We start from the raw sequence: 26,237 nt of genomic DNA on the forward strand, positions 1-26,237 counted from the left end.
GCACTCCTGTTCAGAGGTGACGCGGTCATGAGATCAGCGGCCGGCGGCCGAACAGCAGGCGGAACACCAGCAGCAGCAGCCGGTCCGAGGCGAAGCCGGCGATCGCGATGCAGATCATCCCGACCACGATCAGGTCGGTGCGGACCACGTCGCGGGCGAGGAAGATCGTCGAGCCGAGTCCGGTGCTCACGCCCGTGGTCTCGCTCAGCACGAGCACGACCCAGGCGAGCCCGAGTCCCACCCGCATGCCGTTGACGATCGCGGCGGCGGAGGCGGGCAGCACGACCCGCGCGAGCACGCCCGCAGTGCCGGTGCCGAGCATCCGCGCCGCCTCGATCAGCCGGGGCGGCACCTGGCGGGCGCCGCTGATGGTGCCCAGCACGATCGGGAAGAACGCCGACAGCGTGATCAGGAAGATCGACGCCTGGTCGCCGTAGCCGATCAGGAGCGCCACGAGCGGCACCCACGCGGTCGCGGGAACCGGTCGGAACAGGTTGATGAACGGGTCGAACAGCGAGTTCACGACGTAGTAGCGGCCCATCAGCACGCCGAGCGGCACTGCGAGGACCGTCGCCAGCGCGAAGCCGCCGAACACGCGTCCGGCGCTCGCTCCGAGGTCGGTCCAGAGCAGCCCGCTGAACGCGTCGTTCCGGAGGCCCGCGAACGCGTAGTCGATCAGCGAGACCAGGACGTCGCCCGGGTAGGGGAGGAACGCCATCCGGATGCCGAACGGCAGCTCCCATTCGCCGGCCCGCCCGAACTGCCAGAGCAGGACGAACAGGATCGGGACGGGCAGGCCGAGCAGGAACGTGGTCCAGCCGGATCGCCCGGGCCGGCGTCGTCGCTTCGCCGTCGCGAGCCGCTCGGTGGCGGTCGAGGGCTCGAGGGTCGTGGTCATCGCGCGGCCGCTCAGGAGGTGGGCGCGAACGTCGTGTCGACGACGTCCTCGATCGCGGGCGCCTCGTCGATGAAGCCGAGCTGCTGCATCTGGCCGGCGAGCGCCTCGAGCTGGCCCTGGTACTCCTCGGTCAGGTCGGAGCGGAGCCAGAAGTTCTCGAGCGCCGACTCGAGCACGTCCTGGTCGCCGCCGAACTCGGCGATCATCTCGGGCAGCCACTCGTCCACGTTGTCGGCCATGTACTCGGTGGTCGCCGCGTGGGTGTCGACGACCTTCTGCACGACCTCCGGCTGCTTCTCGATCATCGCGCCGGTCGTGACCAGGCCGATGTTCACGCGGCCGATCGGAGTCGCGTACGGGTCGGCGATCTCGGTCGCGCCGGCCGCCTCCGCGATCGAGACGCCGATCTCGACGCCGAAGAAGGCGTCGATCGAGCCGCTCGTGTACGCCGAGGCCATCTCGGGCACCGGGATCGTGGTCAGCTCGAGGTCGGAGTCGGTGAGGCCCGCCTCCTCCAGGTAGTAGCGGAGGGCCACCTCCTGGGCGCTGCCCTGGATGTAGCCGACCTTCTTGCCGGCGAGGTCCTCGACGGAGGAGATGCCCTCGCCGCCGAGGAAGCCCGAGCCGCCGTCGGCCGCGGAGGCGACGATCTTGAGGTCGCGGTCCTGGGCGACGGAGGAGATCGTGGGCGTCACGCCCGAGATCGCGAAGTCGATCGTCCCGGCGACGAGCGCGTCCGACAGGGCGGGAGTGGTGTCGAGGGTGATCACCTCGAACTTCACGCCCTCCTCGGCGAACTGCTCGTAGAGGAACGGCTGGTAGAAGTGCGGCTGCCCGCGCAGCGTGCCGACCGTCACGGTGACGCTCTCGGCGTCCGATCCGGTGTCGGCGTCGCTCGCGCCGGAGCAGGCGACGAGCGAGAGGGTGGCGGCGAGGGCGCTGCCGAGGGCGAGGGCGCGGACGGCGGTGCGGGTGCGGGCGGTGGTCGGGCGCATGGGCGGGCTCCGTGAAGGTGGGGGATGGCCGCGGCCCACCGTGCTGTCGGCGGGGCGGCCGGGTCGCCTCCTACTCAACCGTGCGCAGATGCTGGGGGGTTTCTGAGGGGTTTCGGACGTGTAAAACCCGCGCCTGTTCACCCGAGCGGCCCCGGCCCGACGTCCCCCGTCCCTTCTGCGCGTGCCCGTCGGCGCGCTACGGTCACCGCATGGAGACGGTGCGATGGCACGAGACGGTGGCTCTGCCCGTCGCCGCTCTAGCGTTCGCGGCCGCCGCGGCCCTGTCCTTCGGCCTCGGCGACGCCCTCGAGACGGTCTCGGACGAGGCGTTCGCCCTCTCCTGGATCCTCGGTTGGGCGCTGCTGGTCTGGTCCGGGCTGCTCGGGATCCTCGCCGTCGCGCTGCTCGCCTCGCGTCGGCCGCTCTCGCGGACCGGTCTGGCCGCCTGCGTCGCCGCCGTCGCGCTGATCGCGGTCGTGGCGGCGACGCATCCGCTCGTCGGCTCGGGGTCGGGCGTCGGCTGACCGGTCGGTCAGACGCCCCAGTTCACGAACGGCGCACGGATGCCCGAGACGGTGATCTCGTCGTCGGCGAGCACACCGACGGAGTTCGTCAGCTCGGTGCCGTCCAGGACCCCGACCGGCGTCCGGTCGAAGTCGAAGATGCCGAGGGAGTCGCCCTGCACGGCCTCGGGGTGCTCGTCGCGCACCTCGACGGCGGCATCGCCCACCGCCACTCCGCTCAGCGTGCTGATCGCGACGTCGCCGACCGCGGGGGCGTTCACCGCGAGCAGGAAGTCGGGCTCGGGGTACTGGGACTCGGGTCCGCCCGCGTCGTAGACCTCGGTGTCTTTGAAGTCGAAGCCCGGCCAGCTCGAGTTGCGGGTCCGGTAACCCTCGTAGGGGACGTCGTCGGACTCGGTGGGGGCGCTGCCGAACGCCTCGGTGAGGGCGGCCACCGCGCCGGTGCCGTCGCGGTAGGCCCAGGTGCCGAGCTCCGTGCCGGCGTCGTCGACCAGGGAGAAGGAGGTCGGACCGACGAGGAGGCTCGTGGCGTCGGCGGCGGTGGGAGCGGCGGTGGGAGTCGCCGTGGGGGTCGGTGTCGCCGGGTCGCTCGAGGGCGTGCTGGTCGCTCCGGGCGCCGAGGTCGGGGCGCCGGCGGACGAGGTCGGCTCGGCCGCCGGGTCGGCGGGAGTGCAGCCGGAGAGTGCGGCGAGGGCGGTGAGAGCGACGGCTCCGAGGAGCGTGCGGGAACGGACGTGCATGGTGGAGGACCCCCGGAGAGCGGACGACAAGCGGACGACGGAGGCGCTGATCGTCCCCCTCCGCTCAGTGTCGGGCCGAGCCGGTCCGCACACGCCCGGGCGCGGATAACGATCCGGTCGTTCGCGAGGAGCCGCCGTCCACCCCTGTCGCTCCCGGCGCTCACCCGCTGGACTGACGACGTCCCGCGCACCGTGCGGGCACCGCGAGGAAGAAGGACCGCATGACCACCTGGCTCATCACCGGCTGCTCCACCGGGCTCGGACGCGCGCTCGCGCAGGCCGTCCTGGCCCACGGCGACGACGTCGTGGTGACCGCGCGCGAGGTCGACTCCGTCCGCGACATCGTCGAGCCGTATCCGGAGACGTCGCTCGCCGTCGCCCTCGACGTCACCGACGAGACGCAGGTCGCGGCCGCGGTGCGCGCCGCCGAGGAGCGGTTCGGCCGGGTCGACGTGCTGGTCAACAACGCGGGCTACGGCTACCGCGCGGCCGTCGAGGAGGGCGAGGAGGACGCCGTGCAGCGCCTGTTCGACACGCAGCTCTTCGGATCTGTCCGCACGATCAAGGCGGTGCTGCCCGGGATGCGCTCGCGCCGCTCCGGCACCATCGTGAACCTCTCGTCGATCGGCGCGCGGATCTCGCCGGAGGGGTCCGGCTATTACGCCGCGGTCAAGGCCGCGATCGAGGCGCTGACGCTGTCGCTCCGCAAGGAGGTCGCTCCGCTGGGGATCCGCGCGTTCTCGGTCGAGCCCGGAGGGTTCCGCACCGACTTCGCGGGGCGCTCGCTCACGCAGTCGGCGGAGCCGATCGCCGACTACGCCGAGACGGCGGGGCGCCGGCGCAAGGAGGTCGACACGGTCCACGGCACGCAGGCGGGCGACCCTGAGCGGGCGGCGGCCGCGCTGATCCGCGTCGTCGAATCGGAGTCGACCCCGTCGCTACTCCTGCTCGGCACCGACGCGCAGGACGCGTTCCGCGCCGCGCTCGACGCGCTGCGGACGGACGCCGACGAGTGGGAGGAGCTCGGCCGGAGCACCGACTTCGACTGAGCGGCGTTCCTCAGCCCGCCGCCTCGGCGAAGGGGAACACGAGCAGCGTCGACGTGGCCGTCGCGACCAGGCGTCCCTCGGAGTCGGCGACCGTCGCCTGGGCGAAGGCGATGCGGCGGCCCGGCTTCACGACGGTGCCCACCGCCAGCAGCTCCCCGCTGTCGAGGTGCACTCCGCGGAGATAGCTGACGGACAGGTCGAGCGAGGTGTAGCCGACTCCGGCGGGCAGCGTCGACTGCACCGCGCAGCCCGCGGCGGAGTCGAGGACCGTGCAGACGAAGCCGCCGTGCACCCTGCCGATCGGGTTGTAGTGCGACTCGTCGGGCCGGCAGCGGAACTCGACGCGACCCTCCTCGACCTCGCCCAGATCCATGTTCATCATCGTGATGATCGGGGGAGGCGGGATGCTGCCGTCCTTCATGGCGCGGAGGTGGTCGAGTCCGCTCATCCGCATCGCCGCGGCGGCCGTGGCCATCGGGTCGTGCCAGGTGATGGTCCTGCTGCGCTCGTCGCTCATGGTCGTCCTCGTCCCCACTCCGTCGTGGATCGCGACCCTACGCCGGGTTCGGCGCCCTAGGCGGACTCGCGCCGCACGAACTCCGTGGCGAGCTGCACGTGGGCCGGCTGCTCGCCGTCGATCTCGGCGATCAGCAGCCGGGTCATCTCGCGGGCGATCCGCTCGAAGGGCTGGCGCATCGTGGTGATGGCGGGGGAGGCGGCGCTCGCCGCAGGGCTGTCGTCGAAGCCGCCCACGGCGACGTCCTCGGGCACGCGGCGGCCCGCGGCGACGAGCGTCGAGATCGCGCCGGCGGCCATCCGGTCGTTCGCGGCGAACACGGCGTCGACGCCGGGGGTGGAGTCGAGCAGCCGGGCCATCGCCTCGGCGCCGCTGCGCTCGGACCAGTCGCCGAACTCCACGGGGGCGGGCTGCGCGGCGACGTCGCCGAGAGCGTCGCGGAACCCGTCGACCCGGAGCGAGGCGCCGAGCCGGTCGTCCGGTCCGGCGATCATCGCGACGGAGCGCCGACCCAGGCTCAGCAGGTGCTCGGTCATGCGGCGCGCACCCTCGCGGTCGTCGGCGGCGACCCAGCCGGCGTCGCCGCCGCGCCGCTCCGGAGTGCCGCAGCAGACGACGGGCAGGCCCGCCGCGCGCAGCTCGTCGAGGAGGGTGAGGTCGCGGCTCCACGACACGAGCATCACGCCGTCGACCTGACCGGTGCCGAGGAAGTCGAGGGCGTGCTGCCGAGTGGCGGTGTCCGCGGCGAGGAGGAGGACCATCGCGTGGCCCTGCTCCGCCAGCGCCTTCGAGACGTGGGTGAGCAGGACGGCGACGTTGGGGTCGGCGAAGAGGTGCTCGACGTCCTCGCCGAGCACGAACGCGATCGCGCCGCCGCGCTGCAGGCGCAGCCCCCGAGCGTGGGCGTTGGCACGGTACCCGGTGCGGCGGACGGCCGCGTCCACGGCGTGCTGCGCCTCGGGGCTGACCCATCTGCCTCCGTTCAGCGCCCGCGAGACGGTGCCGCGCGAGACGCCTGCCGCGCGGGCGACGTCGTCGATGGTGGGGCGGCGCCGGGGCTCGCCGGGGGAGGGCATGGGGCCAGTGTAGGCGGCTGGCTGGAAACGATCACAGCCTGGTGCGCTCCATCAGGCGTGTGGTGCTCGGCGCGAAGGCACTTCACGACTGGGAGCGATTACAGCTAGCCTGACCCCGCGGCTCCCGCGTCGGAGCGCCGCCGCCCGATCAGAAGGAGCCCTCGCGATGCCCGGACCCGCCGACCTCGTCGATCCCGCTACCGCGCCGCCCGCCGATCGAGCCGAGACCGCCACCGTCCGGCACACCCCCTGGGAGCACGAGCGGCGCGAACCGCCGATGAGCACCGTCGAGGACCCCCACTCGCGCTACCGCCTGACCGACCGGTACGTCCTCCGCGACGGCGTGCCCTTCGTCCCCGTCTCGGGCGAGTTCCACCTCACCCGCGTCCCGCGCGAGCGGTGGGAGGAGCGGCTGCGGTTGATGCGCGCCGGCGGAGTGAGCGTCGTCTCGTTCTACGTCATCTGGATCCACCACGAGCCCGTCCGGGGCGAGCGCCGCTTCGACGGCGACCGCGACGTCGCCGCCTTCGTCGACCTCTGCGCCGAGGTCGGGCTCGACGTGATCCTGCGGATCGGCCCGTGGGCGCACGGCGAGGTCCGCCACGGCGGCTTCCCCGACTGGGTGCAGGAGGCGCCCGTGCGGCACCGCACCGACGACCCCGAGTACCTGGCGCTCGTCGAGCCCTGGTACGCCGCGATCGGCGAGCAGCTCGCGTCGCGCTGCGGACCCGACAGCCCGGTCGTCGCGATCCAGCTCGAGAACGAGCTCTACGACCAGCCCGAGCACCTGCGCACCCTCAAGCGGATGGCGCGCGCGGCCGGCCTCTCGGCTCCGATCTGGACCGCGACCGGCTGGGGCGGGGCCGACCTGCCCACCGACGCCGTGCTGCCGGTCTTCGGCGGCTACCCCGACGGCTTCTGGCTCGATCACGACCAGCCGTGGGACGACACGTTCCGCGAGCACTTCCTCTTCTCGCACGTCTGGGACGACCCGGGCATCGGCGCGGACCTGCGCCAGGGCGTCGCGCTCGAGGCCCCGCGCACCCCGTCCGAGCTCTACCCGGCCGCGACCTGCGAGCTCGGCGGCGGCATGGCGCTCGCCTACCAGCGCCGTCCGCGCGTCGAGGCGCTCGACGTCGCCGCGGTCGCGCACGACAAGATCGGCAACGGCTCGGCCTGGCAGGGCTACTACATGTTCGCCGGCGGCCGGAATCCGGGCCCCGACCTGCAGGAGTCGCAGGCGACCGGCTACCCGAACGACCTGGCGGTCTACGACTACGACTTCCGCGCGCCGATCGGAGCGACGGGCCGCACCGCCGCGAGCTTCGGACTGCTGCGCCGCCAGCACGCGTTCCTCGCCGCCTTCGGCGCGACGCTCGCCGAGATGCCGTCGAGCCTGCCCGACGCGCGGCCGGAGGGGGTGCGCGATGCGACGACGCTGCGCTGGGCCCTGCGGAGCGACGGCACGAGCGGTGTCGTCTTCATCACCTGGCACCAGCCGTACGAGCCCCTCGAGGAGCACCCGGGCGTGCGGTTCGAGGTGGTCCTCGACGAGCGGACGGTCGTGTTCCCGGACGAGCCGGTGCGGATCCCCGTGGGCACGATCGCGCACTGGCCGGTCGGGCTCGTGATCGCGGGCGTGGAGGTGGAGTGGGCGACCGCGTCGCTGTTCACGGTGCTGGGCGGCGAGCGGCCGACCCTGGTGCTGATCGCGGAGGAGGGGATCCCTCCGCGACTCCGCTTCGCGAACGGCACGGCGCTCGTGGTCGACGGCGCCGCGGTCGACGGCCCGCTCGTGCGTCTCGACGGCACGGAGCCCGTGCTCGTCACCGCCGCCGGAGCGCTCGACGTGCTCGTGCTGCCCGCCGCGGTCGGGGCGGACGCGTGGGCGCTCGAGGGCGACTCCGGCGTACGGCTCGTGCTCAGCGCCGAGCCGGTGTGGACGGACGCCGATGGGCGGCTCGTCTCGGACGGCGCCGCGGTGCGCCCCGCCCCGCGCGAGTACCGCGACGGCGTGTTCGAGGAGCTGCCCGGCTCGATCGCGGCACCCGCGGGGGCCGACTCCGTGCACCCGGTCCAGGTGCGCGAGCTGCGCGCCGCCGGCTCGCCCCCGGACTCCTACGGCGGCCGCGACGGCCGGGCCGCTGCTCCCCGCGATGCCGACTTCGCCGCCCACGCCTCGACGCACCGGCTGCTGCTGCCGCCCGCGTCGGCGCGCGCCGTCCGCCGCGAGCTCGAGATCGACTGGGCGGGAGACGTCGCGCGAGTCCTCGTCGACGGCGTCCTGCGCGCCGACCGCTTCTGGAACGCCGACGGCTGGGTGCTCGACCTCGACGACCTGGGCGTGGAGGCCGACTCGGAGGTCGTGGTCGAGATCCTGCCGCTCCCGCGCGCGGCCGAGGTCGGCCTGCCCGCCGACGCCCAGGCGCTGCGCGCCGCCGTCGACGCCGACCTGCACGAGCCGGGCGCCGTCCGCGTCGTCGACGTGCACCGCTGGACCCAGGCCTGAGCGGCGTGATCTGAAGGAGGGCCCTGGTGCGCGGTCGGCGGGTTGCGGGACCGGCCCGCACAATCGGCCCCGTGCTGATCGAGCAGGCCGCGGAGCGGCCGCACCCGTGCTGAATCGAGTAGGCCGCGGAGCGGCTGCACCCGTGCTGATCGAGTAGGCCGCGGAGCGGCCGTATCGAGATCCGCGGCTCCTGAACGGCGGGTCGGCGTGCCGATCCTCCCGAGGTGGCGGGTCTCGATACGCCCCTGCGGGGTTACTCGACCAGCAAGGTCGAGCGGCCCCACTTCTCCCGGCGCCGGCTGAGGCCCCGCCTCAGGCCGCCAGGAAGCGGTCCGCCGTCCGCAGTGACAGCGCCATCGTCGCCAGCGCCGGGTTGGCGATCAGTGCGCTCGGGAACACCGAGTTGTCGCAGATCCAGAGATTCGGCACGTCGAAGCTGCGCCCGTCGGCGTCGACGACCGCCTCGTCGCGGTCCTCGCCCATCCGGCACGTGCCGAGGGTGTGCGCGGTGCGGGCGAGCACCCTCGTGCTCGTCGCTCCTGCCGCCTCGACGATCGCGGTCAGGGTGCGGATGGCGTGCCGGTCGATCGCGTCCTCGTTCGAGCCGGGGGAGAACGAGATCACAGCCTTGGGCACTCCCTGCTCGTCGAGCTCGTCGGTCAGCTCGAGGCGGTTGCCGTCCGAGGGCAGGCACTCGGCGTTGATGCCGACCCCGGCCAGGAAGCGGTAGCCGTCGAGCGCGTCCATCAGCTCGCGCCCCCACAGCCCGCCGCCGCGCACGAGCGTCGTCGCGAGGGTCAGCGGCATGACGCCGAGGCTCTGGATGAGGTACCCGCCCGCGAAGTCGGCGTCGGCCGGCCGCACGGTGTCCTCCGAGATGACGGAGGAGGGGTAGCCGCGGTAGCTGCGCATCTCGCTCTCGAAGGTGCCCCAGACCTGCGTCGCGCCGTGCGCGAGGAAGTTGCGGCCGACCTGGCCGCTGCTGTTCGCGACTCCGGTGTGCAGGAGCAGCCGCGGCGTCTCGACGCCGCCCGCGCAGAGGAACAGGGCGGAGCAGCGTTGCCGCCGCTCGACGCCCTCGGACGTGTAGAGGACGGCGCTCACGTGACCCGCCGCGTCCAGCTCGATCCCGTGCACGAACGACTCCGCGCGGATCTCGGCGCCCGCGCGGACGGCCGCGGGGAGATAGGTCGTGTCCATGCTCGCCTTGGCGCCGGTGCGGCATCCCTGGTGGCACTGCCCGCAGTTGATGCAGGCGGGCCGCTCGCCGTGATCGGGCTGGTGGCGGCTCGCGCTGAGCACCGCGGCGGGGGCGTCGACGGCGCGCATCCCGAGCTCGGCGCAGCCGCGCAGCATCATGTCGGCCGAGGCGTTGCGGTCGACGGGGCCCTGGAGGTAGCGGCGCGTCGGGTCCCACGGGTACTCGGCCGGCCCCGAGACTCCGATGAACGCCTCGACGGTCTCGATGTAGGAGGTCAGCTCCGCGTGCGGGACCGGCCAGTCGCGGCCGAGCCCCGACTCGCTCCTCAGGCGCAGGTCGCGCGGATCGGGACGCGGGGTGAACGCGCCCCAGTGCAGCGTCGATCCGCCCACTCCGCGGCCGCTGTTGTTCGGGCCGAAGGCGGTGGGGGCGTCGCCGCCGCTCAGTCGCTCCTGCATCCAGTTGATCTCGGTCGCGACGGTCTCGTCGGACGTGTGGCTCCGGGCGTCGAAGTGCGGGCCGGCCTCGAGTGCGACGACCCGCAGGCCGCGGGCCGCGAGCGATGCCAGCAGCGGCGCTCCTCCCGCGCCGGTGCCGACGACGACGGCGTCGACCGTCTCGTCGAGGTCGAAGCGGCGCATAGTTGCGGTGTTCATCGCGGGCTCCTCGCCGTGGGCTCCCAGTCCTCGCGCTGATCCGCTCCGAGCGAGCGGAATCCGGCGAGGGGGAGGGTGTCGCCGCCGGACGCGTAGCCGTCGTAGCCGACGCGTGCCATGCTCGCCGGGTGGGCGAGCCACTGGCGCACGAGGTCGACGCGGCAGTCCTCGAACCAGGCGGTCAGCTGCTCCGGAGTCAGGGCGCCGGGGGGAGCGGAGCCGTCGGCCACCGCGGACAGCCGGTCGTCCTGCTCCGCAGGCGTCAGCGCCGCGAATCCGTCGAGGGAGTCCAGGCCCAGGCCGTACGCGATCGGGTCGGCGGGAAGCGCGGCGTTCCGCCAGCCGTCGCCCTGTCCGTCGGCCAGCTGGGCGTCGACCCGGGCCGCGAGGTCGATCCTGCCGTCGTCCTGCAGCACGACGCGGTCGGCGATCGCGCGCAGCGTCACGAGCTGGGCCGGAGTGAGGACCCGGGGCGCGTAGTGCGGGTCGTCGGCGAGCAGCCGCTCGGCCAGCAGGGCCCGCACGCGGGTGGTGGTGCGGGCGGAGGCGATGGCGCGCGAGGCGTCCACGGGCACGACGGGTCCTCTGCCCGCCCGCTCGATCCAGAACGCGCGGATCGCGGTGGCGGCGCCCGTCGCGTCGTCGAGCCGCAGCGTCGGGATCCGCCCGGCGACCTCGCCCGCGGGGCCGCCGATCAGCACGAGCCCGGCGAGGCCGAAGAGCCCCGAGCGCCCCGCGAGCGTGCGCGCGGCGACGAGCGCGGCGACCTCGCATCCGGAGCCCTCCCCGGCGATCAGCCAGCGGGTCGAGCCGTGGAAGGCGACGGCACGCACGACGTCCTGGACCGCCGAGTCCGGATCGCCCGCCTCGAGCGGCACGACGTCGAGCACGTGCTCGAGCTCCGGGGCGAGGAGGCCGGCGACCGCCGATCCCTGCTCCCGCACGACGAAGAGGGTGGGGCGCGCGAGGTCGCTCGACGGCATGGGGCTCCAGGTGAGCGGGCGTGCCGGGGGGCACGGAGGGGGAGGGGGCCGGCGTGCTCGGAGCGGCGCCGGACCTCCATGCGACCACACCGCCGCCGCCCGTGTTGACCCTTGCGGCCGACGGACACTCGTGCGAAGCGCCGGTCAGCCCTGCGTCCGCAGCGCCTCGAGCAGCGCCGCCGGCGTCTCCGGGTCGCGCAGGGTGATCGCGAACTCGCGCTCGCGGGTGGTCCGCACCACGAGACCCGGGCCCGCGTTCAGGATGAGCGCCGAGCGGCCCGGCATCATCCGGTAGCCCCAGCCGCCCCACTCCGCCGGCCGCAGCTCGGCCGTGCCGACCGAGGCGATCGTCTCGAGCGGGATGCGCCGCAGCGGGATCCCGAGCACCCGCGACACCACGCGGAGCCCGCGGCGGTCGGCCGTGACGCGCAGTCGGGTGAAGCCGAGGACCACGATCGCGCTCGCGCCGAGGACCACGGCCATCGCGATCGCGGGGCCCGTCGAGCCCTCGGCCAGCAGCGTCGACACCGCGACGGCCGCGGCGAGCGCCAGGACGACTCCGACGACCGCGAAGACCCGGCCGGTGACGGTGTGCGACCAGGCGCCCGACTCGGAGTCGCCGAGCGCCATCCGCTCGACGCGCGTGCTCGACTCGGAGCGGCTGCGCGGAGCGAGGGCGCCCGGCACCACCCCGTAGGCGAGGCCGCCGAGCAGCACGAGCAGCCAGGCGCCCAGCTGCGCGCCCTCGGCCGAGCCCGCCGCGAGCGTCGTGCCGAGGGACGTCGCCCAGGCCGAGGCGCCGAGGCCGGCGACCAGTCCGAGGCACGAGAGCAGCATCCGCGAGCCGTGGCCGAGCAGAGCGGCGACGATCCCCGCCACCGCCGGGGCGCCGGAGAGGACGATCGCCAGGGCCAGCAGGGCGCCGACCGGGGCGGTCTCGTCGGCGGCACCGGTCGAGGACCAGTGCGACGCGAGGACGGGCGGCACGTCGAGCGCGACCCGCGAGACGAGCACGGCGATCGCGGGCAGCAGGAGGGAGGCGGCGGCCAGCAGGGAGCGGGAGCGGTCGGTCACGGGGTGGTCCTCTCGATCAGGCGGATGAGCTCGGCGGGGCCGATCCCGCTGCGGCGGGCCTCGGCGACGAGCTGGTCGACGAGCGCGGTCACGCGCACGAGGCCGGGGCCGGCGGACTCCGCGATCCAGGCGCCCCGGCCGCGGCGCATCTGCAGGAGGCCGTCGTCGCGGAGCGCCGCGTAGGCGCGGAGCACGGTGTGCATGTTGATGTCGAGCGACTCGGCCAGCTCGCGGGCCGGAGGCAGGCGGTCGCCCGCCGAGAGTGCGCCCTCGGCGACGGCCGTGCGCACCTGCGACTCCAGCTGGTCGGCCAGGGAGCGCGGCGAGGAGTGGTCGACGCGGAACAACATGTTCGCAATGTTAGTAGAACAACTACAGCCACCGCCAGGGTCGCGACTCAGTGCGACAGCGCCAGCGACACCGCCAGCACGACCATCACGACCGCGACTCCCGCATCCAGCACCCGCCAGGCCGTCCGGCTCCGGAACAGCGGACGCAGCGCCCGCGCCCCGAAGCCCAGCGCCGTGAACCACAGCACGCTGCCGACCGCGGCTCCCACCCCGAAGAACCAGCGCTCGTCGCCGTGCGTGTTCGCGACGGACCCCAGCAGCACCACCGTGTCGAGGTAGACGTGCGGATTCAGCAGCGTCAGCGCCAGGCAGGTCGTGATCGCCGTCCGCAGCGAGGTGGACGCGCCCGCCGGGTCGCCCTCGAGCGTCCCGGGGCGGAGCGCCCGCTTCGCGGCGAGGAACGCGTAGCCGAGCAGGAACGCGATTCCGCCCCAGCGGATCACGACCAGCAGCCACGGCGCCGACTCGAGCATCGCGCCGATGCCCGCGATGCCGAGCACGATCAGCGCCGCGTCGCAGAGCGCGCAGATCGCCACCACGGCGAGGACGTGCTCGCGGCGGAGCCCCTGCCGGAGCACGAAGGCGTTCTGAGCGCCGATGGCGATGATGAGCGAGAGGCCGAAGCCGAGGCCGGACACGGCGGCGAGGAGGGGGGACACGTTCCGACGCTAAGGTGTCCAGAAGATGTAGACCAGCTCATGCTCCTTCAGTACCGTAAGCAGAACTGATGCTGACCGACGATCTCGACCTCTCCCGCCTGCGCGCGCTGGCCGCCGCCGTCCGGCACGGCTCCTTCGACGCGGCCGCCCGCGCCCTGCACGTCACCCCCTCGGCGCTCAGCCAGCGGATCAAAGCGCTCGAGACCGCCGCCGGACGCGTGCTCCTCGTGCGCTCGCGGCCGGTCGTCGCCACCGAGGCCGGAGCCGGACTCCTGCGGCTCGCCCGTCAGATTGAGCTGCTCGCCGAGGACGCCGTGCGCGCGCTGGGCGGCGACGAGGCGGAGGGAGCCGGCCCGGTGCCCCTCGCGCTCGCCGTCAACGCCGACTCGCTGGCCACCTGGGTCCTCCCGGCGCTCGCCGGCGTGCCCGGCGCCGTCTTCGAGCTGCACCGCGAGGATCAGGAGCACACGACCGCGTTCCTCCGCGACGGCACGGTGATCGCGGCGGTCACGGCCGAGTCGGAGGCGGTGCTCGGCTGCTCCGTCGCTCCGCTGGGCGTCATGCGCTACCGGGCGATGGCCGCGCCCGCGTTCGCCGAGCGCTGGTTCCCCTCGGGCGGGCTCGAGGGCCTCGCCGAGGCGCCGGTCGTCGTCTTCGACGAGAAGGACCGCCTGCAGGAGCGGTTCCTCGCCGCCCACGCACCCGGATCCGCTCCGCCCCGGCACCGAGTGCCCGGCTCGACCGACTTCGAGGCGGCCGTGCGGCTCGGCCTGGGCTGGGGCATGCTGCCGGAGCTGCAGGCCCCGGTCGGGGACCCCGGACTCGTCGTGCTCGGCGGGGATCCGGTCGACATCCCCCTCTACTGGCAGCAGTGGTCGCTCCGGACGCCGAGCCTCGACGCGGTCGCCGCCGCGATCGCCGAGGCCGCCCGCGCGAGCCTGCGCTGAGCGCCCCTCAGACCGCGAACACGTCGCGCAGCGTCACCGTCTCGAGCGAGCGCGCGACGAGGAGGTCGACCAGCTGCGCGTAGACCTGCGTGACGGGATCGAAGTTCGCGTGCCCGATCACGATGCGCTGCGGCTGGAACCACTCGTCGGCGAAGGCGAGCACCTGCTCCGTCGTGATGCGGCCGGAGTCGGACAGCGAGCCGTACCAGAGGGTCGTCGCTGTGTAGCCGACCCCGGCGGCGGCGGCCCGGCTCGCGGCGTCGGTGTAGCCGAACGGCGGCCGGTAGAACGGCGCGGCCTCGACCCCGTAGGTCGAGCGGATGAACTCGCCGTTCCGGCCGAGCTCCTCCTGCACTCCGTCCCAGCCGAGGCTCGTGAGGTCGACGTGCGACCAGGTGTGGTTCGCGAGCTGCACCTGGCCCGAGGCGACGAGCGGAGCGAGCGCCGGCGCGCACACGGTCCACGAGTCGTACTGCCCGTTGAGGAAGAAGGTGAGGCGCGTGCCGGTGTCCTTCGCGAACTGCGCGTAGGCGGCGACGACCTCGGTGTCGGCGCCGTCGTCGACCGTCCACGCCATCGCGTTCCCGACGCCGGCCGGCAGCTCGGTGATGATCCCCTCGGGCAGCGGGACCCGGGCGCGCACCGGCACGGGTGCCGCGGTCGCGGTCGGAACAGGGCGCGGCGGGAGCGTCGGGGTCGGAGTGGGAGTGGCCGCGACGGGTGCCGCGGTGAGCGGCGCGGGGGTCGGGGCGGCGGTGCAGCCGCTCAGCCCCACCGCGGCCGAGGCGATCCCCAGCAGCAGCGCGCGGCGCCTCAGTGACTCCATGGTCCCCCCTCGACGGCGCGCCGATCCCCCCGGAGCGCCCGAGTGACCGTACCGTGCCGGCGCGCGTCGCCGCACGAGGAGCACGCGGCGCGGCGGGGTGGTGCCTCCGCGCGCTCGGCGGGAGGATGGAGCAATGTCTGGGAAAGCACTTTCCGTGGAGGAGATCGTCGACGGGCGGCATCCGCTGCGCAGCGTCGTGGGCCTGCTCCGGAGGCGTCCGCGCCGCATCCTCGCCGCCGTCGCCTTCTTCGCGGTGAAGGACACTCCGCTCTGGTTCCTGCCCGTCGTCACCGCCGAGGTGATCGACATCGTCGTCGCGGGCGGGCCGAGCGGCAATCTGCTCCTGTGGTCGGTGATCGCCCTGGTGCTGCTCGCGCAGAACTACCCCAACCACGTGATGTTCGTGCGGCTGTTCATGGGCACGGTCCGCGACATGGGCGCGGATCTGCGCAAGGCCATCGCGAACCGCCTGCAGCTGCTCTCGATCGGCTTCCACGCCCGGGCGAACAGCGCGATCGTGCAGACCAAGGTGGTCCGCGACGTCGAGAACATCGAGACGATGCTGCAGCAGACCGCGAATCCGCTGCTCTCGGCCGTGATGGTGCTGATCGGAGCCGTCACGATGACGGCGATCAACGTGCCGGCCTTCCTCCCCGTCTACGCCCTCGCGATCCCGCTGGCGGTGCTGCTGCGACGGATCCTGCAGCGGCGCAGCATGCAGCGCAACGAGCAGTTCCGCCGCGAGGTCGAGCGCTTCTCGGCGACCGTCGGAGCGATGGCCACCCTCATGCCCGTCACCCGCGCGCACGGACTCGAGCAGACCGCGGTGCGCACCGTCGCCACCGGCGCCGAGGGCGTCCGCGAGGCCGGCTTCGAGCTCGACCTGCTCAACGGACGCTTCGCCTCGCTGTCGTGGGTGAGCCTGCAGCTGCTCGGAGTCGGCTGCCTGGTGCTCGCCGCGTGGGTCTCGATCTCGGGATGGCTCCCCGTCACTCCGGGTCAGGTCGTGCTGCTGAGCAGCTACTTCGCGCTGCTCACCTCCTCCATGACCAACCTGCTGATGCTGCTCCCGCTCGCGGCCCGCGGCTCCGAGTCGGTCCGCTCCATCGCCGAGGTCCTCGAGGATCCCGACCTCGAGCACAACGAGGGCAAGCGCGCCGTCGGCCCGGTCGCCGGGCGCATCACGCTCGAGGGCGTCGACTTCCGCTACGGCGACGACGGACCGGCCCTGCACGGCATCGACCTCGACCTGCGCCCGGGCGAGACGGTCGCCTTCGTCGGCGCCTCCGGATCGGGCAAGTCGACCCTCCTGAACGTGGTGCTGGGCTTCCTCCGGCCCACGAAGGGCCGGATCCTGCTCGACGGCGTCGACATGGAGACGCTCGACCTCCGCACCTTCCGCCGCTCCGTCTCGGTGGTGCCGCAGGAGTCGGTGCTCTTCGAGGGCACCATCCGCGACAACATCGCCTACGGCCTCGGCGACGTGTCGGACGAGCGGATGGAGGCGGCGCTGCGCGACGCGAACGCGTGGGAGATCGTCGAATCGCTGCCCGACGGCTGGGACTCCGTCGTGGGGGAGCGCGGCGCCCGCCTGTCGGGCGGCCAGCGCCAGCGGCTCTCGATCGCCCGCGCCCTCATCCGCGACCCCCGCGTGCTGCTGCTGGACGAGGCGACGAGCGCCCTCGACCCGGAGTCGGAGGCGCTGATCAAGGAGGCGCTCGGCCGGCTGACGGCGGGCCGCACCACGCTGGTCGTCGCGCACCGCTTCTCGACCATCCGCTCGGCCGACCGCATCGTCGTGCTCGAGCGCGGACGCATCGTGGAGTGGGGCTCGCACGACGAGCTCCTCGCCGTCGGCGGGCACTACGCGCGGATGCACGCGGCGCAGTCGGGATGAGGGGCTCGTGCTCCCGCGCTCGCGCAGCCCGCGCTCGCGCAGCCCGTGCTCTTGCAGCCCGCGGGCCGCGTCGCCTAAGCTACTCAGGTTGCGTGCATCTGCACGCGCTTGCGTGCTGCCCCTGCGGCGGAGGCTCCGGCCCCCGCGACCGGTGGGCGGTGTGCCGACAAGTGACCTTGGGTGGGTCGAGCGGGGCCGAGTGCCGCGTGCGCCCCACGGTATCCACACATGGAGGAAACCATGGCAGCAGTCTGCCAGGTGACCGGAGCCGTTCCCGGCTTCGGACACGCCATCTCGCACTCGCACCGGCGCACCAAGCGCCGCTTCGACCCGAACGTGCAGAAGAAGACGTACTACGTCCCCTCGCTCCGCCGTAACGTCACCCTGACGCTCTCGGCCAAGGGCATCAAGGTCATCGACGCCCGTGGCATCGAGTCCGTCGTCAAGGACATTCTCGCTCGTGGGGTGAAGATCTAATGGCAAAGCAGCAGGACGTCCGTCCCATCATCAAGCTCCGTTCGACGGCTGGAACCGGTTACACCTACGTGACCAAGAAGAACCGTCGCAACGACCCCGACCGTCTCGTGCTGAAGAAGTACGACCCCGTAGTGCGCAAGCACGTCGACTTCCGCGAGGAGCGCTAGAAATGGCCAAGAAGAGCAAGATCGCCCGCAACGAGCAGCGCAAGGTGATCGTCGACCGCTACGCCGCCAAGCGCCTGGAGCTCAAGAAGGCTCTGGTCGACCCGGCCGGCACCGACGAGTCCCGCGAGGCCGCCCGCGTCGGCCTCCAGAAGCTCCCCCGCAACGCCTCGCCGGTCCGCGTCCGCGGCCGCGACGCCGTCGACGGCCGCCCCCGCGGCAACCTGTCGAAGTTCGGCATCTCGCGTGTCCGCTTCCGCGACATGGCGCACCGCGGCGAGCTGCCCGGCATCACGAAGTCCAGCTGGTAGTCCGTACCACTGCGCTCACACCGAAGGGGCCTCGCGATCTGACGATCGCGGGGCCCCTTCGGTGTTCCCGTGCTCGGAGTGCCTGCGGCACTCCTCGCCGCGGTCGGCTCCTCGAGGTGGCCGCGTTCCGCAGAGCGTCCTGCGTACCGCTACGGCGAATCGCTGGCACGCGATTCCCCGGTTCGCTCGACCTTGCGCGACGGGGTGCAGGTTCACAGCTCGCGTTCCGCGTCGCTCGCGCAGGTCGCGTCCCCCCGCCCGCTGCTGGTCGAGTAGCCCCGGAGGGGCGTATCGAGACCCGCCATCGCCGGAGTCGGGGTCCGGTTGGCTCTCGTCCGGTCGGTGGGGGATCTCGATACGCCCGCTGCGCGGACTACTCGATCAGCAGGGTGTGCCGAAGGTCCGCCGCCTTGCTGGTCGAGTAGGCCCGGAGGGGCGTATCGAGACCCACCACCGCCGGAGTTGCGGCGCCGCCGGCTTTCGTCCGGTCGGTGGGGGATCTCGATACGCCCGCTGCGCGGGCTACTCGATCAGCAAGGAGCCGTGCTTCCGTCCGGCCCGACGCAATCCGATCGATCCGTCACCGGAGGCCGCCCCGCGCGACTCCGCGCGGCCGTTCTCGACGGATCGGCGCCGCCCGGCACGCCCGGGTAAAATCGAGCGCATGACCACCCCCAGCCTGCCCAGCGTCGCCGAGATCGCGGCGCTCATCGACCACGCGATCCTGAAGCCCGAGCTCACCCGCGCCGAGGTCGACGCGCAGCTCGACGAGGCCGCCGCCTCGGGCGTGTTCAGCGTCTGCGTCCGCCCCTCCGACATCGCGCACGCGGTGCGCCGCCTCGAGGGCTCCGGAGTCCTCGTCGGCACCGTCATCGGCTTCCCGCACGGCACCACCTCCACGGCCGCGAAGGTCGCGGAGTCGCGCCAGGCCCTGGCCGACGGTGCGAGCGAGCTCGACATGGTCGTCAACATCGGGCGCCTGCGCAGCGGCCTGCTGCAGGACGTCGAGGACGACGTCCGCGCGGTGGTCGACGCCGCCGACGGCCACGTCGTCAAGGTGATCCTCGAGACGAGCCTCCTCGACGACGAGCAGGTCGTCGCGGGCAGCGAGGCGTCCGAGCGCGCCGGCGCCGACTTCGTCAAGACCGCCACCGGCTTCGCGGGCGGCGGCGCCAACGAGCACGACCTGCGCCTCATGCGCGGCGCGGTGTCCGACGCCGTCCAGGTGAAAGCCTCTGGAGGCGTCCGCGACCTCGACACGCTGCTCGCGTACCGCGAGCTCGGCGTCACCCGCTTCGGCACGAGCGGATCGGCGACGATCCTCGGCGACCTGGCCGCGCGCCTCGACGGCGACGCCTCGGCCGCGCGCGTCGACTCCGCCTCCTACTGACCGTGGCCCGCCGCGCCGCCGGGCCCGTCTCCCGATGGATGGAGTACACCCGCCGTCCGCTCGAGGAGAGCGCCCGCGCCCTCAAGGAGCGGGTCTACGCGACGTTCACGGGCCTCGCGGTCGTCATGATCTACGCCGTCGACGACCACCCCGACGCGGGCCACGCCCTGCGGAGCCTCGTGATCTCGATCATCGGCATCTCGGCGGCCGGATTCACGGCCGAGGTCATCGCGCACCAGGTCACCCACGCGGCGCTCCCGTCACGATCGGAGCTGCGCGTCATGCTCCGCATCGCGGCGGGCGCGCTCGCGTCGGCGTCGCTCCCGGTGCTCGCCCTGCTCGCGGCGGTGCTCGGCTGGATCGAGGCGACGACGGCACTGTGGATCGGCGTCGGCGTGTACGCCGCGGTGCTCGCCGCCGTCGCGCTGATCGCGGTCGGCCGGGCGGGCCTCACCTGGCGGCAGCGCGTGATCTCGCTCGCGATCCTCCTGGGCCTGGGCGCGCTCGTCGTGGGCGTGCTCGCTCTCGCGCACTGACCCGGGCGTAGGCTCGGGAGCGATGTCGTCACGCACCCGGGTCGAGCTCGGCCGCCGCGAGGATCTGGGCGCCGACTGCGCGAACTGCTTCGGGCTCTGCTGCGTCGCCCTGGCGTTCTCGCGCTCGAGCGACTTCCCCGTCGACAAGCCGGCGGGCGACCCGTGCACGAACCTCGACTCCGAGGACGCCTGCACGATCCACCGGCGCCTCCGCCCCGAGGGCTTCGTCGGCTGCACGGTCTTCGACTGCTTCGGCGCGGGGCAGAAGGTGTCGACGCACACGTTCGGCGGTGTCTCATGGCGGAGCGACGCGGCGGTGCGCGAGCGGATGTTCGCCGTGTTCCCGCTCGTCCGCCGCCTCCACGAGCTGCTCTGGTACCTCGACGTCGCGCTCGAGGTAGACGCCGCCGACGGCGACGCCGTCCGCCGCCGTTTCGAGGCGGTGCACGCGCTCACGCTCGCCTCGCCGGAGGAGATCCTCGCGGCCGACGTGGACGCCGAGTTCGCCGCGTCCCGCCCGCTCCTGATCGCCGCGAGCGCGGCCGCCCGCGCCGGGGTGGGCACCGGCTCCGACCGCCGCCTCGTCCCGGGCGCCGACCTGCTCGGCGCGGACCTGCGCGAAGCGGACCTCCGCGGCGCCGACCTCCGCGGAGCGCTGCTGATCGCGGCCGACCTGCGCCGCACCGACCTGCACCGCTGCGACGTTCTCGGAGTGGACCTCCGTGATGCGGACGTGTCCGGCGCCGACCTCTCGGGCGCGCTCTACCTCACCCAGGCGCAGGTCTCGAGCACGCGCGGCGACGCGTCGACCGTGCTCCCGCCGCACTTCGAGCGGCCCTCGCACTGGTCGAGCACGACCGCCCCCGACCGCCCGCGCGCGTCGGGACGACGCCCCACGGGCCCCCGCAGAACAGGACGACGCCGATGACCTCCTCCCCGATCCGCTTCGCGATCGTCGGCTCCGGCTGGCGCACCGGGTTCTTCCTCCGCCTCGCCCGCGACGTGCCGGAGTCGTTCCAGGTCACCGGGATCCACTCGCGGTCCGCGCGCCGCGACGCGGTCGCCGCCGAATGGGGCGTGCCCGCGTTCGCGAGCGTCGACGAGCTCGTCGCCCACGGCGACCCCGAGTTCGTGCTCGTCGCCGTGCCGGTCGAGGTGGCGTCCGACATCACGGCGGACCTCGTCCGGCGCGGGATCCGCGTGCTGGAGGAGACGCCTCCGGCCCTCGACGTGCCCGCGATGCGGCGGATGTGGGACGAGGTCGGCGGCTCCGATCTGGTGCAGGTGGCCGATCAGAGCCTGTTCATGCCCGCGCACTCCGCGCGCTGGAAGGCGGTGCGCTCGGGCGTCATCGGCACGCCGACCCAGGTGCAGGTCTGCTCGAACCACCTGTACCACGCGGTCTCGATCATGCGCGGGCTGCTCGGCGACCGGGGCGGGCCGACCCGCGTGAGCGCGCGCGACCTCCGTGCTCCGCTCCTGGATCCGCTGACGACGCACGGCTGGACCGCCGCGACCGAGGCCCAGGAGCGGACGACCACCCTGGCGACCCTCGACTTCGGCGACGGCCGCTCGGGGCTCTACGACTTCACCGACAACCAGTGGTTCAGCCCGCTGCGCCACCGCCGGCTGACCGTGCGCGGCTCGCACGGCGAGATCGACGGCGACAGCGTGGTGCGGATGGCGGCGCCGCGGTCGGTCGTCGAGTCGCGCATCACCCGCCGGCAGACGGGGATCGACCACAACCTCGAGGGCTTCCACCTCGACACGATCGCGCTCGACGGCGAGGTGCTGTTCCAGAACCCGCACCCGGGCGCACGGCAGTCCGACGAGGACATCGCCGTCGACGCGCTCGTCGGCGCGACCGGTGCCTGGGCGAGGGGGGAGGGGCCGGCGCCCTATCCGCTCGCGGACGGGCTGCAGGACCACCTGCTGGGCCTCGCGATCCGGGAGTCGGCCCAGGCGGGCACCGACGTCGTCACCGAGCGCGAGCCCTGGGCCGACGCGCTCAGCCGTCCGTCGGTGTTCCGCTGATCCCGGTGCCGTCGGAGTCGTCGTCGGCGGGCACGCCCTCGATCACCTCGCGCTGCAGCAGGTGCGCCCCGCTCCAGCACTCGATGATGCAGCGGGGGAACGCCTCGCGGTCGGGCGAGCGGAGCCACACCGTCGCGGCCTCGCGCGCCCACGCCTCGGAGGCGTAGACGCCGATGACCTCGGTGCGGTCCTCCCAGGGGGAGGCCGTCGACAGGACGAAGTGGGCGCCGGGCATGGGGCCACGCTAGCGCCCCCGCGGATCCCGTGGGATCGACGCGGGTCAGCCGATGGTGGCCCGGAGCCGCCCGTTCAGGGCGCTCAGAGCCGCGGCGAGCTCCTCGTGGTCGGCTCCCGCGAGCACGCCGCCGCCCTGCTCGAGGCTGCGGCGGATCAGCTCGATCTCGGCGTCGGGCAGCCGTCGGGCGGCCAGCAGGCCTTCGAGTGTCGCGAGGACCGCGACGAGGGCGACGGCGTCGTCCACGTCGAGCGGCCGGGTGCAGGCGTTCTGCATTCGATGCTCCTGTTCGCGATCCGGGTCCGGGGATCCTGTCGATGATCGTGCAGACGGACGCCCCGCCGCGAGGGGCGGGGCGTCCGAGACGGGTGTCAGTTCTTGAAGACGTCCTTGACGTCCTCACCCGTCTTCTTCAGGTCGGCGGCCTGCTGGTCGCGGCGGCCCTCCTCGGCCTTGCGCTCGTCGCCCTGGACGTTGCCGAGGGCTTCCTTCGCCTTGCCGGCGAGGTCCTGAGCGGCGTTCTTGATCTTGTCGTCGAGTCCCATGAGGGTGTCCTTCCGTCGGTGTTCGTGTAGGGGGTTGGTGGTGCGGGAGCGCCTAGGCGACGCGGGGCTCGGCCTCGGGGGCGTCGTCCTCGGGGATGTGCACGTCCTGGACGGTCACGTTGATCTCGGCGACGTCCATGCCGACGATCTCGCGGATCGCCTCGGCGACGGCGGAGCGCACGCCCTCGGCGACGCTCTGCAGCGCGGCCGGGTACTCGGCGACGATCACGACGTCGGCGGCGACCTGGCGCTCGCCGACCTCGACCTTGACGCCCTGGCCGCGGTCGTCGTTGCCGATGGCGCTGCGGAGCGCGCCGATCGCGCGGGCCGCTCCTCCGCCGAGGGCGTGGACGCCGGGGACCTGACGGGCGGCGATGCCCGCGACCTTCGCGATGACGGCGTCGTCGATGACGGTGCGTCCGACTCCGGTGCCCGTCGTGGTGGTCGCGTTGCTGTCGGCCATGATCTCCTCTTTCGCGTGGTGCCCGATCCGGTCGATCGGGGCGGTATGCGAATAGGACGCGACGAGGTCCGGGAACGTCACGGTGCTCGGCGGCTCGTCCAGGGAACTGCCAGAGAAGCGCCGTGACGCCTCATCGTGCCGTCGTGCGCTCCAGGAACTCCAGGGTCCGCTCGAGCGTCACCCGCGCCTCCGGCAGGTCGAAGTCGAACTGGTACTCGTGCCCCAGCTGCGCCTCGTGGCCCTCGCCCCAGAAGAGGTCGGTCACTGGCACGCCGAGCGTGCGGAGGTGCGCGGCGAACGGACGCGACTGGCGGGCCGTGAGCGGGTCGGCGTTCCCTCCGCTGAGGAAGACCGGCGGGAACCGCGGAGTGACGTGGTCGATGGTCGACATGTGCAGCCCCGCGGTCGACTCCGACCAGTTGCGCCGGCCCGTGTAGGCCCAGAGCGCCGCGCGGAACGCCCAGCCGGCGACTCCGGTCACCTTCGACACCCCGGTCAGGTCGAACACGCCGCAGTGCAGGATCAGGGCGCGCAGCGCGTCGACGGGGAGGCTGGTCACCAGCCCGGCGTCGCGGGCGTAGGAGGGGTTCGTGATCGCGGTGGCGAGCTGGCTGGCGAGCTGCGCACCCGCGGAGTCGCCCGCCAGCACGATGCGGTCGCGGGCGATGCCCAGGCGCCCGGCGTGGCGGCGGAGGTGCTCGAGCGCGGCGAGCAGCTGGCGCGGCGCCGTCGGGTAGGCCGACTCGGGGCCGCGGCCGTAGTCGAGGCCGATCGCGGTGTAGCCGGCGGCGGCGAGCATGCGCAGGTAGGGCTCGACGTCCTGCCGGTGCCCCGAGATCCAGGCCCCGCCGTGGATCCACACCACGGTCGGCCGCGCGCCCGCGCCGGCGGAGCGGAAGACGTCGGCGGAGGTGGCGGGGGCGCCGTCGCGGGCGGGGACGATCTCGGCGACGCGGCCGACCCCCTCCGGCACGAACGGCCGCATGGTCTCGGCGGTGCGCCGCGCCTCGCGCTCGAACACGGTGCGGATCGCGAGGGCCGCCGGCCACGGCGTCGCCCCGAGCGCCGCGCCCGCCGCTGCTCCGGCCGCCGCGAGGACGCCTCCGGTGCCGGCGATCGCCCCGGTGGTCGCGGCTGTGCGCCTCATGCTCGTCCCCCTCCGCTGCGACGTCCGCCCGAGCCCCCCTCGGTGCCGCCGCGTCGCTGCAGGAGGAAGGCTACGCACTCGATGTTTCGACCGTGAGACGCGATTCGCCCCGCGGGGCGTCGCCGTGGTGCGATGGGACCGTGACGGACGACGCGAAGGCCCCGGTGGTGCCCACCGAGCGGCGCGGTCGGCAGTACCTGCTGCTCGGCCTCATCGGAGTGATCGGCGGGGTGCTCTCGGGCGCGTTCGGGGTAGGTGGGGGCATCGTGATGGTGCCGATGCTGGTCGCGTGGGCCGGGATGGACCAGCGCCGCGCCTCCGCGACCTCGCTGCTCGCGATCGCGCCCACGTCGGTCGCCGGCGCCTTCGGCTACGCGCTCGCCGGGCAGGTCGCCTGGATCCCGGCGGCGGTCATCGCCGCGGCGGCGATGCTCGGCGCGGTCCTCGGCTCGTGGCTGCTCGCGCGGCTCCCGCTGGGCGTGCTGCGCTGGCTCTTCGTCGCCCTGCTGGTCGCGGCGGCGGTGCGGATGGCCGTGTTCGGCTCGAACGAGACCGGCGACGTGGCGGAGGGCTGGGGCGTGTGGCCCGGCTTCGTCGGGCTGGGGGCGGCGATGGGCGTCGCCTCCGGTCTCTTCGGCATCGGCGGGGGCGCGATCGCGGTGCCCGTGCTCGTGGGCGCCTTCGGACTCGCCGACCTGCTCGCCAAGGGCACCTCGCTGGCGGCGATGATCCCGACCGCGATCAGCGGCTCGATCGCCAACGCCCGCCGCGGGCTGCTCGACGTGCGGGCGGGGCTCGTGGTCGGCCTGGCCGCGACCGCGTCCTCGTTCGCCGGAGTGGCCCTGTCGTTCGTCCTGCCCGCGCGGCTGTCGGGGATCCTCTTCGCGGCGCTGCTCCTGCTGGCCGCGCTGCAGCTGGCGCTGAAGGCGCGGCGGCGCGCCTGATCGTCGTGGGCCCCTGATCAGAGCGCGGAGTCAGCCGGTGATCAGGGCTGTGAGCCGGTCGGCGGTGGACTGCAGCGCCGACACGGCGCCGAGCGTCACCAGGCACGCGACGCCCCAGAACCAGGTGGCGCCAGGAGCTCCCGCACGGCGCCGGTCGAACGCGAGCCACCAGGCGCCGACGACCGAGACGCAGGCCGCGACGACCCCGCCGAGCGCCATCCGCACGTGATCCTCGGGGCCGGGGGACGACCAGGAGTTCGTCGCGAGGACGATCGCGAGAGGAACGACGATCACGCTGAGGGCGCCGAGGAGGATCGACCGGAGGTACGTCCGAGGGGGCCGGGTCGTCGTCGCGGTCGGCGTGCTGGTCATCTCTCGTCCCCCGTCGTGCCGGAGCGGCCGGCAGGGCGACGCTACCGCGGCGACGCATCCTCGTCACCCCGCCCGTCGTCCCCCCACCCCGCGAGGTACGGCAGCCGCCTCTCCTCGGCGAAGATCCGCGCGACCTCCCGAGCGTCCGCGCGGCGACGCTGCGATTCCTCTTCGGTCCGCGCGTGCGCGTACGGGTACGGGAACGCGTCGACCACGTGCCTCATCAGCTGCAGCACCATCTCGTCGTCGTCCTCGGCCTGCACATCGGGCCGCGCGACTCCCCGCTCGATGATCTCGGCGCTCCAGCGGCCTCCGCGGTCGCGTCGGGCCTCGAAGCGGGGGTCGGCGTCGTAGGCGATCCGGTCGCCCTCGATGCGCGTCCAGTGCAGGCCCTGCGCGGGCATCACGTCCCGGACGGCCCGGACGAGCGAGGCCGGGGTCCACGCGGCGGGGAAGAAGGTGCGCAGCGCGATGTCCAGCACCTGCGGGGACGGATCTCCTGCGGCGCACCTCCGGCCGGCGCCGATCACGGCGCAGAGTGCCACGGTCTCGGCGTGGGGGCCGCCGGTGGCGCGCCCCAGCTCGGCCACGTGCACGGCGAGCGAGCGGTGGAATCGGGCCGACGCGGCGGCGTCCGCGAAGGGCGGAGCGGGGATCCGGCTGTCCAGCCGGATCCGGGGCAGCGAGCGCACAGGACCTCCTCGGTGTCGTCCGGTCG

General features: G+C 73.7%; 31 protein-coding genes. 13 read left to right on the plus strand and 18 right to left on the minus strand.

Features of this window, described 5'->3' with window-relative positions; all coding sequences use genetic code 11:
- Window positions 1-25 precede the first annotated feature (25 nt).
- Both ASF46_RS02215 and ASF46_RS02220 read right to left on the minus strand, forming a co-directional pair.
- On the minus strand, window positions 26-898 hold the full coding sequence (locus ASF46_RS02215; RefSeq protein ID WP_055786107.1) for an ABC transporter permease: 873 nt from the start codon (window positions 896-898) through the stop codon (window positions 26-28).
- A gap of 11 nt (window positions 899-909) precedes the next feature.
- Window positions 910-1,893, minus strand: a complete 984-nt coding sequence (locus ASF46_RS02220; RefSeq protein ID WP_056866246.1) for an ABC transporter substrate-binding protein — start codon at window positions 1,891-1,893, stop codon at window positions 910-912.
- Window positions 1,894-2,102: 209 nt separating this feature from the next.
- Between ASF46_RS02220 and ASF46_RS02225 the strand changes: the two genes are divergently transcribed.
- Window positions 2,103-2,417, plus strand: a complete 315-nt coding sequence (locus tag ASF46_RS02225; RefSeq protein WP_056866247.1) for a hypothetical protein — start codon at window positions 2,103-2,105, stop codon at window positions 2,415-2,417.
- Window positions 2,418-2,425: 8 nt separating this feature from the next.
- Here ASF46_RS02225 and ASF46_RS02230 read toward each other — a convergent pair whose 3' ends face one another.
- The gene (locus tag ASF46_RS02230) at window positions 2,426-3,157 is read right to left on the minus strand and encodes a hypothetical protein (protein ID WP_056866248.1); all 732 of its coding nucleotides are present in this window, start codon (window positions 3,155-3,157) and stop codon (window positions 2,426-2,428) included.
- A gap of 221 nt (window positions 3,158-3,378) precedes the next feature.
- Between ASF46_RS02230 and ASF46_RS02235 the strand changes: the two genes are divergently transcribed.
- Complete coding sequence (locus tag ASF46_RS02235) at window positions 3,379-4,206, plus strand: oxidoreductase (RefSeq protein ID WP_056866249.1); 828 nt, start codon at window positions 3,379-3,381, stop codon at window positions 4,204-4,206.
- A gap of 10 nt (window positions 4,207-4,216) precedes the next feature.
- Here ASF46_RS02235 and ASF46_RS02240 read toward each other — a convergent pair whose 3' ends face one another.
- Entirely contained in the window at window positions 4,217-4,723 is a 507-nt protein-coding gene (locus ASF46_RS02240) for a PaaI family thioesterase (protein WP_056866250.1), read from the minus strand.
- 56 nt (window positions 4,724-4,779) lie between these two features.
- Window positions 4,780-5,799 carry a LacI family DNA-binding transcriptional regulator gene (locus ASF46_RS02245; protein ID WP_056866251.1) on the minus strand — a complete coding sequence of 340 codons (1,020 nt, stop codon included), beginning with the start codon at window positions 5,797-5,799 and terminating at the stop codon, window positions 4,780-4,782.
- Window positions 5,800-5,965: 166 nt separating this feature from the next.
- Here ASF46_RS02245 and ASF46_RS02250 point away from each other — a divergent pair, with 166 nt between their 5' ends.
- Window positions 5,966-8,308, plus strand: a complete 2,343-nt coding sequence (locus ASF46_RS02250) for a beta-galactosidase (RefSeq protein ID WP_157602159.1) — start codon at window positions 5,966-5,968, stop codon at window positions 8,306-8,308.
- Between the two features lie 312 nt (window positions 8,309-8,620).
- On the opposite strand, the gene ASF46_RS02255 is transcribed toward ASF46_RS02250, so the two are convergent.
- The 5 genes from ASF46_RS02255 to ASF46_RS02275 form a co-directional block, all read right to left on the minus strand.
- The gene (locus ASF46_RS02255; protein ID WP_056866252.1) at window positions 8,621-10,165 is read right to left on the minus strand and encodes a GMC family oxidoreductase; all 1,545 of its coding nucleotides are present in this window, start codon (window positions 10,163-10,165) and stop codon (window positions 8,621-8,623) included.
- Window positions 10,162-11,148 (minus strand): gluconate 2-dehydrogenase subunit 3 family protein, encoded by a 987-nt coding sequence (locus tag ASF46_RS02260; RefSeq protein WP_056866253.1) that lies wholly within the window; start codon window positions 11,146-11,148, stop codon window positions 10,162-10,164. Before ASF46_RS02260 ends, ASF46_RS02255 begins: the two co-directional genes overlap by 4 nt.
- A 144-nt stretch (window positions 11,149-11,292) precedes the next feature.
- A complete protein-coding gene (locus tag ASF46_RS02265) occupies window positions 11,293-12,222 on the minus strand; it encodes a hypothetical protein (RefSeq protein ID WP_056866254.1) in 930 nt (309 codons plus the stop codon).
- Window positions 12,219-12,572, minus strand: coding sequence for a GntR family transcriptional regulator (locus ASF46_RS02270; RefSeq protein WP_055786142.1), 354 nt, complete (start codon window positions 12,570-12,572; stop codon window positions 12,219-12,221). Before ASF46_RS02270 ends, ASF46_RS02265 begins: the two co-directional genes overlap by 4 nt.
- Window positions 12,573-12,619: 47 nt before the next feature.
- Window positions 12,620-13,231, minus strand: coding sequence for a LysE/ArgO family amino acid transporter (locus ASF46_RS02275; protein ID WP_056866255.1), 612 nt, complete (start codon window positions 13,229-13,231; stop codon window positions 12,620-12,622).
- Between the two features lie 68 nt (window positions 13,232-13,299).
- Between ASF46_RS02275 and ASF46_RS02280 the strand changes: the two genes are divergently transcribed.
- A complete protein-coding gene (locus ASF46_RS02280; RefSeq protein ID WP_056866256.1) occupies window positions 13,300-14,178 on the plus strand; it encodes a LysR family transcriptional regulator ArgP in 879 nt (292 codons plus the stop codon).
- A 7-nt stretch (window positions 14,179-14,185) separates the two neighbouring features.
- On the opposite strand, the gene ASF46_RS02285 is transcribed toward ASF46_RS02280, so the two are convergent.
- Window positions 14,186-15,004: a polysaccharide deacetylase family protein gene (locus ASF46_RS02285; protein ID WP_056866257.1), complete on the minus strand. Its 819-nt coding sequence runs from the start codon at window positions 15,002-15,004 to the stop codon at window positions 14,186-14,188.
- 133 nt (window positions 15,005-15,137) lie between these two features.
- Here ASF46_RS02285 and ASF46_RS02290 point away from each other — a divergent pair, with 133 nt between their 5' ends.
- The 8 genes from ASF46_RS02290 to ASF46_RS02325 all read left to right on the plus strand — a co-directional run bounded on the left by ASF46_RS02290 (window position 15,138) and on the right by ASF46_RS02325 (window position 21,813).
- Window positions 15,138-16,901 carry an ABC transporter ATP-binding protein gene (locus ASF46_RS02290; RefSeq protein WP_056866258.1) on the plus strand — a complete coding sequence of 588 codons (1,764 nt, stop codon included), beginning with the start codon at window positions 15,138-15,140 and terminating at the stop codon, window positions 16,899-16,901.
- 240 nt (window positions 16,902-17,141) lie between these two features.
- Window positions 17,142-17,378 (plus strand): 50S ribosomal protein L28, encoded by a 237-nt coding sequence (gene rpmB, locus ASF46_RS02295; protein WP_055786157.1) that lies wholly within the window; start codon window positions 17,142-17,144, stop codon window positions 17,376-17,378.
- Window positions 17,378-17,545, plus strand: a complete 168-nt coding sequence (gene rpmG / locus ASF46_RS02300) for a 50S ribosomal protein L33 (protein WP_027692168.1) — start codon at window positions 17,378-17,380, stop codon at window positions 17,543-17,545. The genes rpmB and rpmG overlap by 1 nt, the downstream gene beginning before the upstream one ends.
- A 2-nt stretch (window positions 17,546-17,547) precedes the next feature.
- Entirely contained in the window at window positions 17,548-17,853 is a 306-nt protein-coding gene (gene rpsN, locus ASF46_RS02305; protein ID WP_055786161.1) for a 30S ribosomal protein S14, read from the plus strand.
- 664 nt (window positions 17,854-18,517) lie between these two features.
- Complete coding sequence (deoC, locus tag ASF46_RS02310) at window positions 18,518-19,243, plus strand: deoxyribose-phosphate aldolase (protein ID WP_235576830.1); 726 nt, start codon at window positions 18,518-18,520, stop codon at window positions 19,241-19,243.
- A 2-nt stretch (window positions 19,244-19,245) separates the two neighbouring features.
- Window positions 19,246-19,779 (plus strand): hypothetical protein, encoded by a 534-nt coding sequence (locus ASF46_RS02315; RefSeq protein WP_107574391.1) that lies wholly within the window; start codon window positions 19,246-19,248, stop codon window positions 19,777-19,779.
- A gap of 22 nt (window positions 19,780-19,801) precedes the next feature.
- Entirely contained in the window at window positions 19,802-20,707 is a 906-nt protein-coding gene (locus ASF46_RS02320; protein ID WP_082485160.1) for a pentapeptide repeat-containing protein, read from the plus strand.
- Window positions 20,704-21,813: a Gfo/Idh/MocA family protein gene (locus ASF46_RS02325; protein ID WP_056866260.1), complete on the plus strand. Its 1,110-nt coding sequence runs from the start codon at window positions 20,704-20,706 to the stop codon at window positions 21,811-21,813. The genes ASF46_RS02320 and ASF46_RS02325 overlap by 4 nt, the downstream gene beginning before the upstream one ends.
- Here ASF46_RS02325 and ASF46_RS02330 read toward each other — a convergent pair.
- The 5 genes from ASF46_RS02330 to ASF46_RS02350 all read right to left on the minus strand — a co-directional run bounded on the left by ASF46_RS02330 (window position 21,788) and on the right by ASF46_RS02350 (window position 24,203).
- Window positions 21,788-22,048 carry a hypothetical protein gene (locus ASF46_RS02330; protein ID WP_055786173.1) on the minus strand — a complete coding sequence of 87 codons (261 nt, stop codon included), beginning with the start codon at window positions 22,046-22,048 and terminating at the stop codon, window positions 21,788-21,790. The two genes, ASF46_RS02325 and ASF46_RS02330, sit on opposite strands and share 26 nt — an antisense overlap.
- Before the next feature lie 45 nt (window positions 22,049-22,093).
- A complete protein-coding gene (locus ASF46_RS02335; RefSeq protein ID WP_055786176.1) occupies window positions 22,094-22,324 on the minus strand; it encodes a hypothetical protein in 231 nt (76 codons plus the stop codon).
- Window positions 22,325-22,419: 95 nt separating this feature from the next.
- Window positions 22,420-22,593, minus strand: coding sequence for a CsbD family protein (locus ASF46_RS02340; protein WP_055786180.1), 174 nt, complete (start codon window positions 22,591-22,593; stop codon window positions 22,420-22,422).
- Between the two features lie 52 nt (window positions 22,594-22,645).
- Window positions 22,646-23,056 carry an Asp23/Gls24 family envelope stress response protein gene (locus ASF46_RS02345; protein WP_055788833.1) on the minus strand — a complete coding sequence of 137 codons (411 nt, stop codon included), beginning with the start codon at window positions 23,054-23,056 and terminating at the stop codon, window positions 22,646-22,648.
- Between the two features lie 130 nt (window positions 23,057-23,186).
- A complete protein-coding gene (locus ASF46_RS02350) occupies window positions 23,187-24,203 on the minus strand; it encodes an alpha/beta hydrolase (protein WP_082485162.1) in 1,017 nt (338 codons plus the stop codon).
- A 140-nt stretch (window positions 24,204-24,343) separates the two neighbouring features.
- Here ASF46_RS02350 and ASF46_RS02355 point away from each other — a divergent pair, with 140 nt between their 5' ends.
- On the plus strand, window positions 24,344-25,147 hold the full coding sequence (locus tag ASF46_RS02355; RefSeq protein WP_056866261.1) for a sulfite exporter TauE/SafE family protein: 804 nt from the start codon (window positions 24,344-24,346) through the stop codon (window positions 25,145-25,147).
- A 30-nt stretch (window positions 25,148-25,177) separates the two neighbouring features.
- On the opposite strand, the gene ASF46_RS02360 is transcribed toward ASF46_RS02355, so the two are convergent.
- A complete protein-coding gene (locus ASF46_RS02360) occupies window positions 25,178-25,519 on the minus strand; it encodes a hypothetical protein (protein WP_056866262.1) in 342 nt (113 codons plus the stop codon).
- Window positions 25,520-25,560: 41 nt separating this feature from the next.
- Window positions 25,561-26,211 (minus strand): hypothetical protein, encoded by a 651-nt coding sequence (locus tag ASF46_RS02365; protein ID WP_056866263.1) that lies wholly within the window; start codon window positions 26,209-26,211, stop codon window positions 25,561-25,563.
- Window positions 26,212-26,237: the final 26 nt, after the last annotated feature.

The organism is Rathayibacter sp. Leaf296 (assembly GCF_001423045.1).
GTDB lineage: Bacteria > Actinomycetota > Actinomycetes > Actinomycetales > Microbacteriaceae > Rathayibacter > Rathayibacter caricis.

Coding starts and splice junctions, on each gene's coding strand:
- ASF46_RS02215 (WP_055786107.1), bottom strand. CDS start 898: ATGACCACGACCCTCGAGCCCTCGACCGCCACCGAGCGGCTCGCGACG.
- ASF46_RS02220 (WP_056866246.1), bottom strand. CDS start 1,893: ATGCGCCCGACCACCGCCCGCACCCGCACCGCCGTCCGCGCCCTCGCC.
- ASF46_RS02225 (WP_056866247.1), top strand. CDS start 2,103: ATGGAGACGGTGCGATGGCACGAGACGGTGGCTCTGCCCGTCGCCGCT.
- ASF46_RS02230 (WP_056866248.1), bottom strand. CDS start 3,157: ATGCACGTCCGTTCCCGCACGCTCCTCGGAGCCGTCGCTCTCACCGCC.
- ASF46_RS02235 (WP_056866249.1), top strand. CDS start 3,379: ATGACCACCTGGCTCATCACCGGCTGCTCCACCGGGCTCGGACGCGCG.
- ASF46_RS02240 (WP_056866250.1), bottom strand. CDS start 4,723: ATGAGCGACGAGCGCAGCAGGACCATCACCTGGCACGACCCGATGGCC.
- ASF46_RS02245 (WP_056866251.1), bottom strand. CDS start 5,799: ATGCCCTCCCCCGGCGAGCCCCGGCGCCGCCCCACCATCGACGACGTC.
- ASF46_RS02250 (WP_157602159.1), top strand. CDS start 5,966: ATGCCCGGACCCGCCGACCTCGTCGATCCCGCTACCGCGCCGCCCGCC.
- ASF46_RS02255 (WP_056866252.1), bottom strand. CDS start 10,165: ATGAACACCGCAACTATGCGCCGCTTCGACCTCGACGAGACGGTCGAC.
- ASF46_RS02260 (WP_056866253.1), bottom strand. CDS start 11,148: ATGCCGTCGAGCGACCTCGCGCGCCCCACCCTCTTCGTCGTGCGGGAG.
- ASF46_RS02270 (WP_055786142.1), bottom strand. CDS start 12,572: ATGTTGTTCCGCGTCGACCACTCCTCGCCGCGCTCCCTGGCCGACCAG.
- ASF46_RS02280 (WP_056866256.1), top strand. CDS start 13,300: ATGCTGACCGACGATCTCGACCTCTCCCGCCTGCGCGCGCTGGCCGCC.
- ASF46_RS02285 (WP_056866257.1), bottom strand. CDS start 15,004: ATGGAGTCACTGAGGCGCCGCGCGCTGCTGCTGGGGATCGCCTCGGCC.
- ASF46_RS02290 (WP_056866258.1), top strand. CDS start 15,138: ATGTCTGGGAAAGCACTTTCCGTGGAGGAGATCGTCGACGGGCGGCAT.
- rpmB (WP_055786157.1), top strand. CDS start 17,142: ATGGCAGCAGTCTGCCAGGTGACCGGAGCCGTTCCCGGCTTCGGACAC.
- rpmG (WP_027692168.1), top strand. CDS start 17,378: ATGGCAAAGCAGCAGGACGTCCGTCCCATCATCAAGCTCCGTTCGACG.
- rpsN (WP_055786161.1), top strand. CDS start 17,548: ATGGCCAAGAAGAGCAAGATCGCCCGCAACGAGCAGCGCAAGGTGATC.
- deoC (WP_235576830.1), top strand. CDS start 18,518: ATGACCACCCCCAGCCTGCCCAGCGTCGCCGAGATCGCGGCGCTCATC.
- ASF46_RS02320 (WP_082485160.1), top strand. CDS start 19,802: ATGTCGTCACGCACCCGGGTCGAGCTCGGCCGCCGCGAGGATCTGGGC.
- ASF46_RS02325 (WP_056866260.1), top strand. CDS start 20,704: ATGACCTCCTCCCCGATCCGCTTCGCGATCGTCGGCTCCGGCTGGCGC.
- ASF46_RS02330 (WP_055786173.1), bottom strand. CDS start 22,048: ATGCCCGGCGCCCACTTCGTCCTGTCGACGGCCTCCCCCTGGGAGGAC.
- ASF46_RS02335 (WP_055786176.1), bottom strand. CDS start 22,324: ATGCAGAACGCCTGCACCCGGCCGCTCGACGTGGACGACGCCGTCGCC.
- ASF46_RS02340 (WP_055786180.1), bottom strand. CDS start 22,593: ATGGGACTCGACGACAAGATCAAGAACGCCGCTCAGGACCTCGCCGGC.
- ASF46_RS02345 (WP_055788833.1), bottom strand. CDS start 23,056: ATGGCCGACAGCAACGCGACCACCACGACGGGCACCGGAGTCGGACGC.
- ASF46_RS02350 (WP_082485162.1), bottom strand. CDS start 24,203: ATGAGGCGCACAGCCGCGACCACCGGGGCGATCGCCGGCACCGGAGGC.
- ASF46_RS02360 (WP_056866262.1), bottom strand. CDS start 25,519: ATGACCAGCACGCCGACCGCGACGACGACCCGGCCCCCTCGGACGTAC.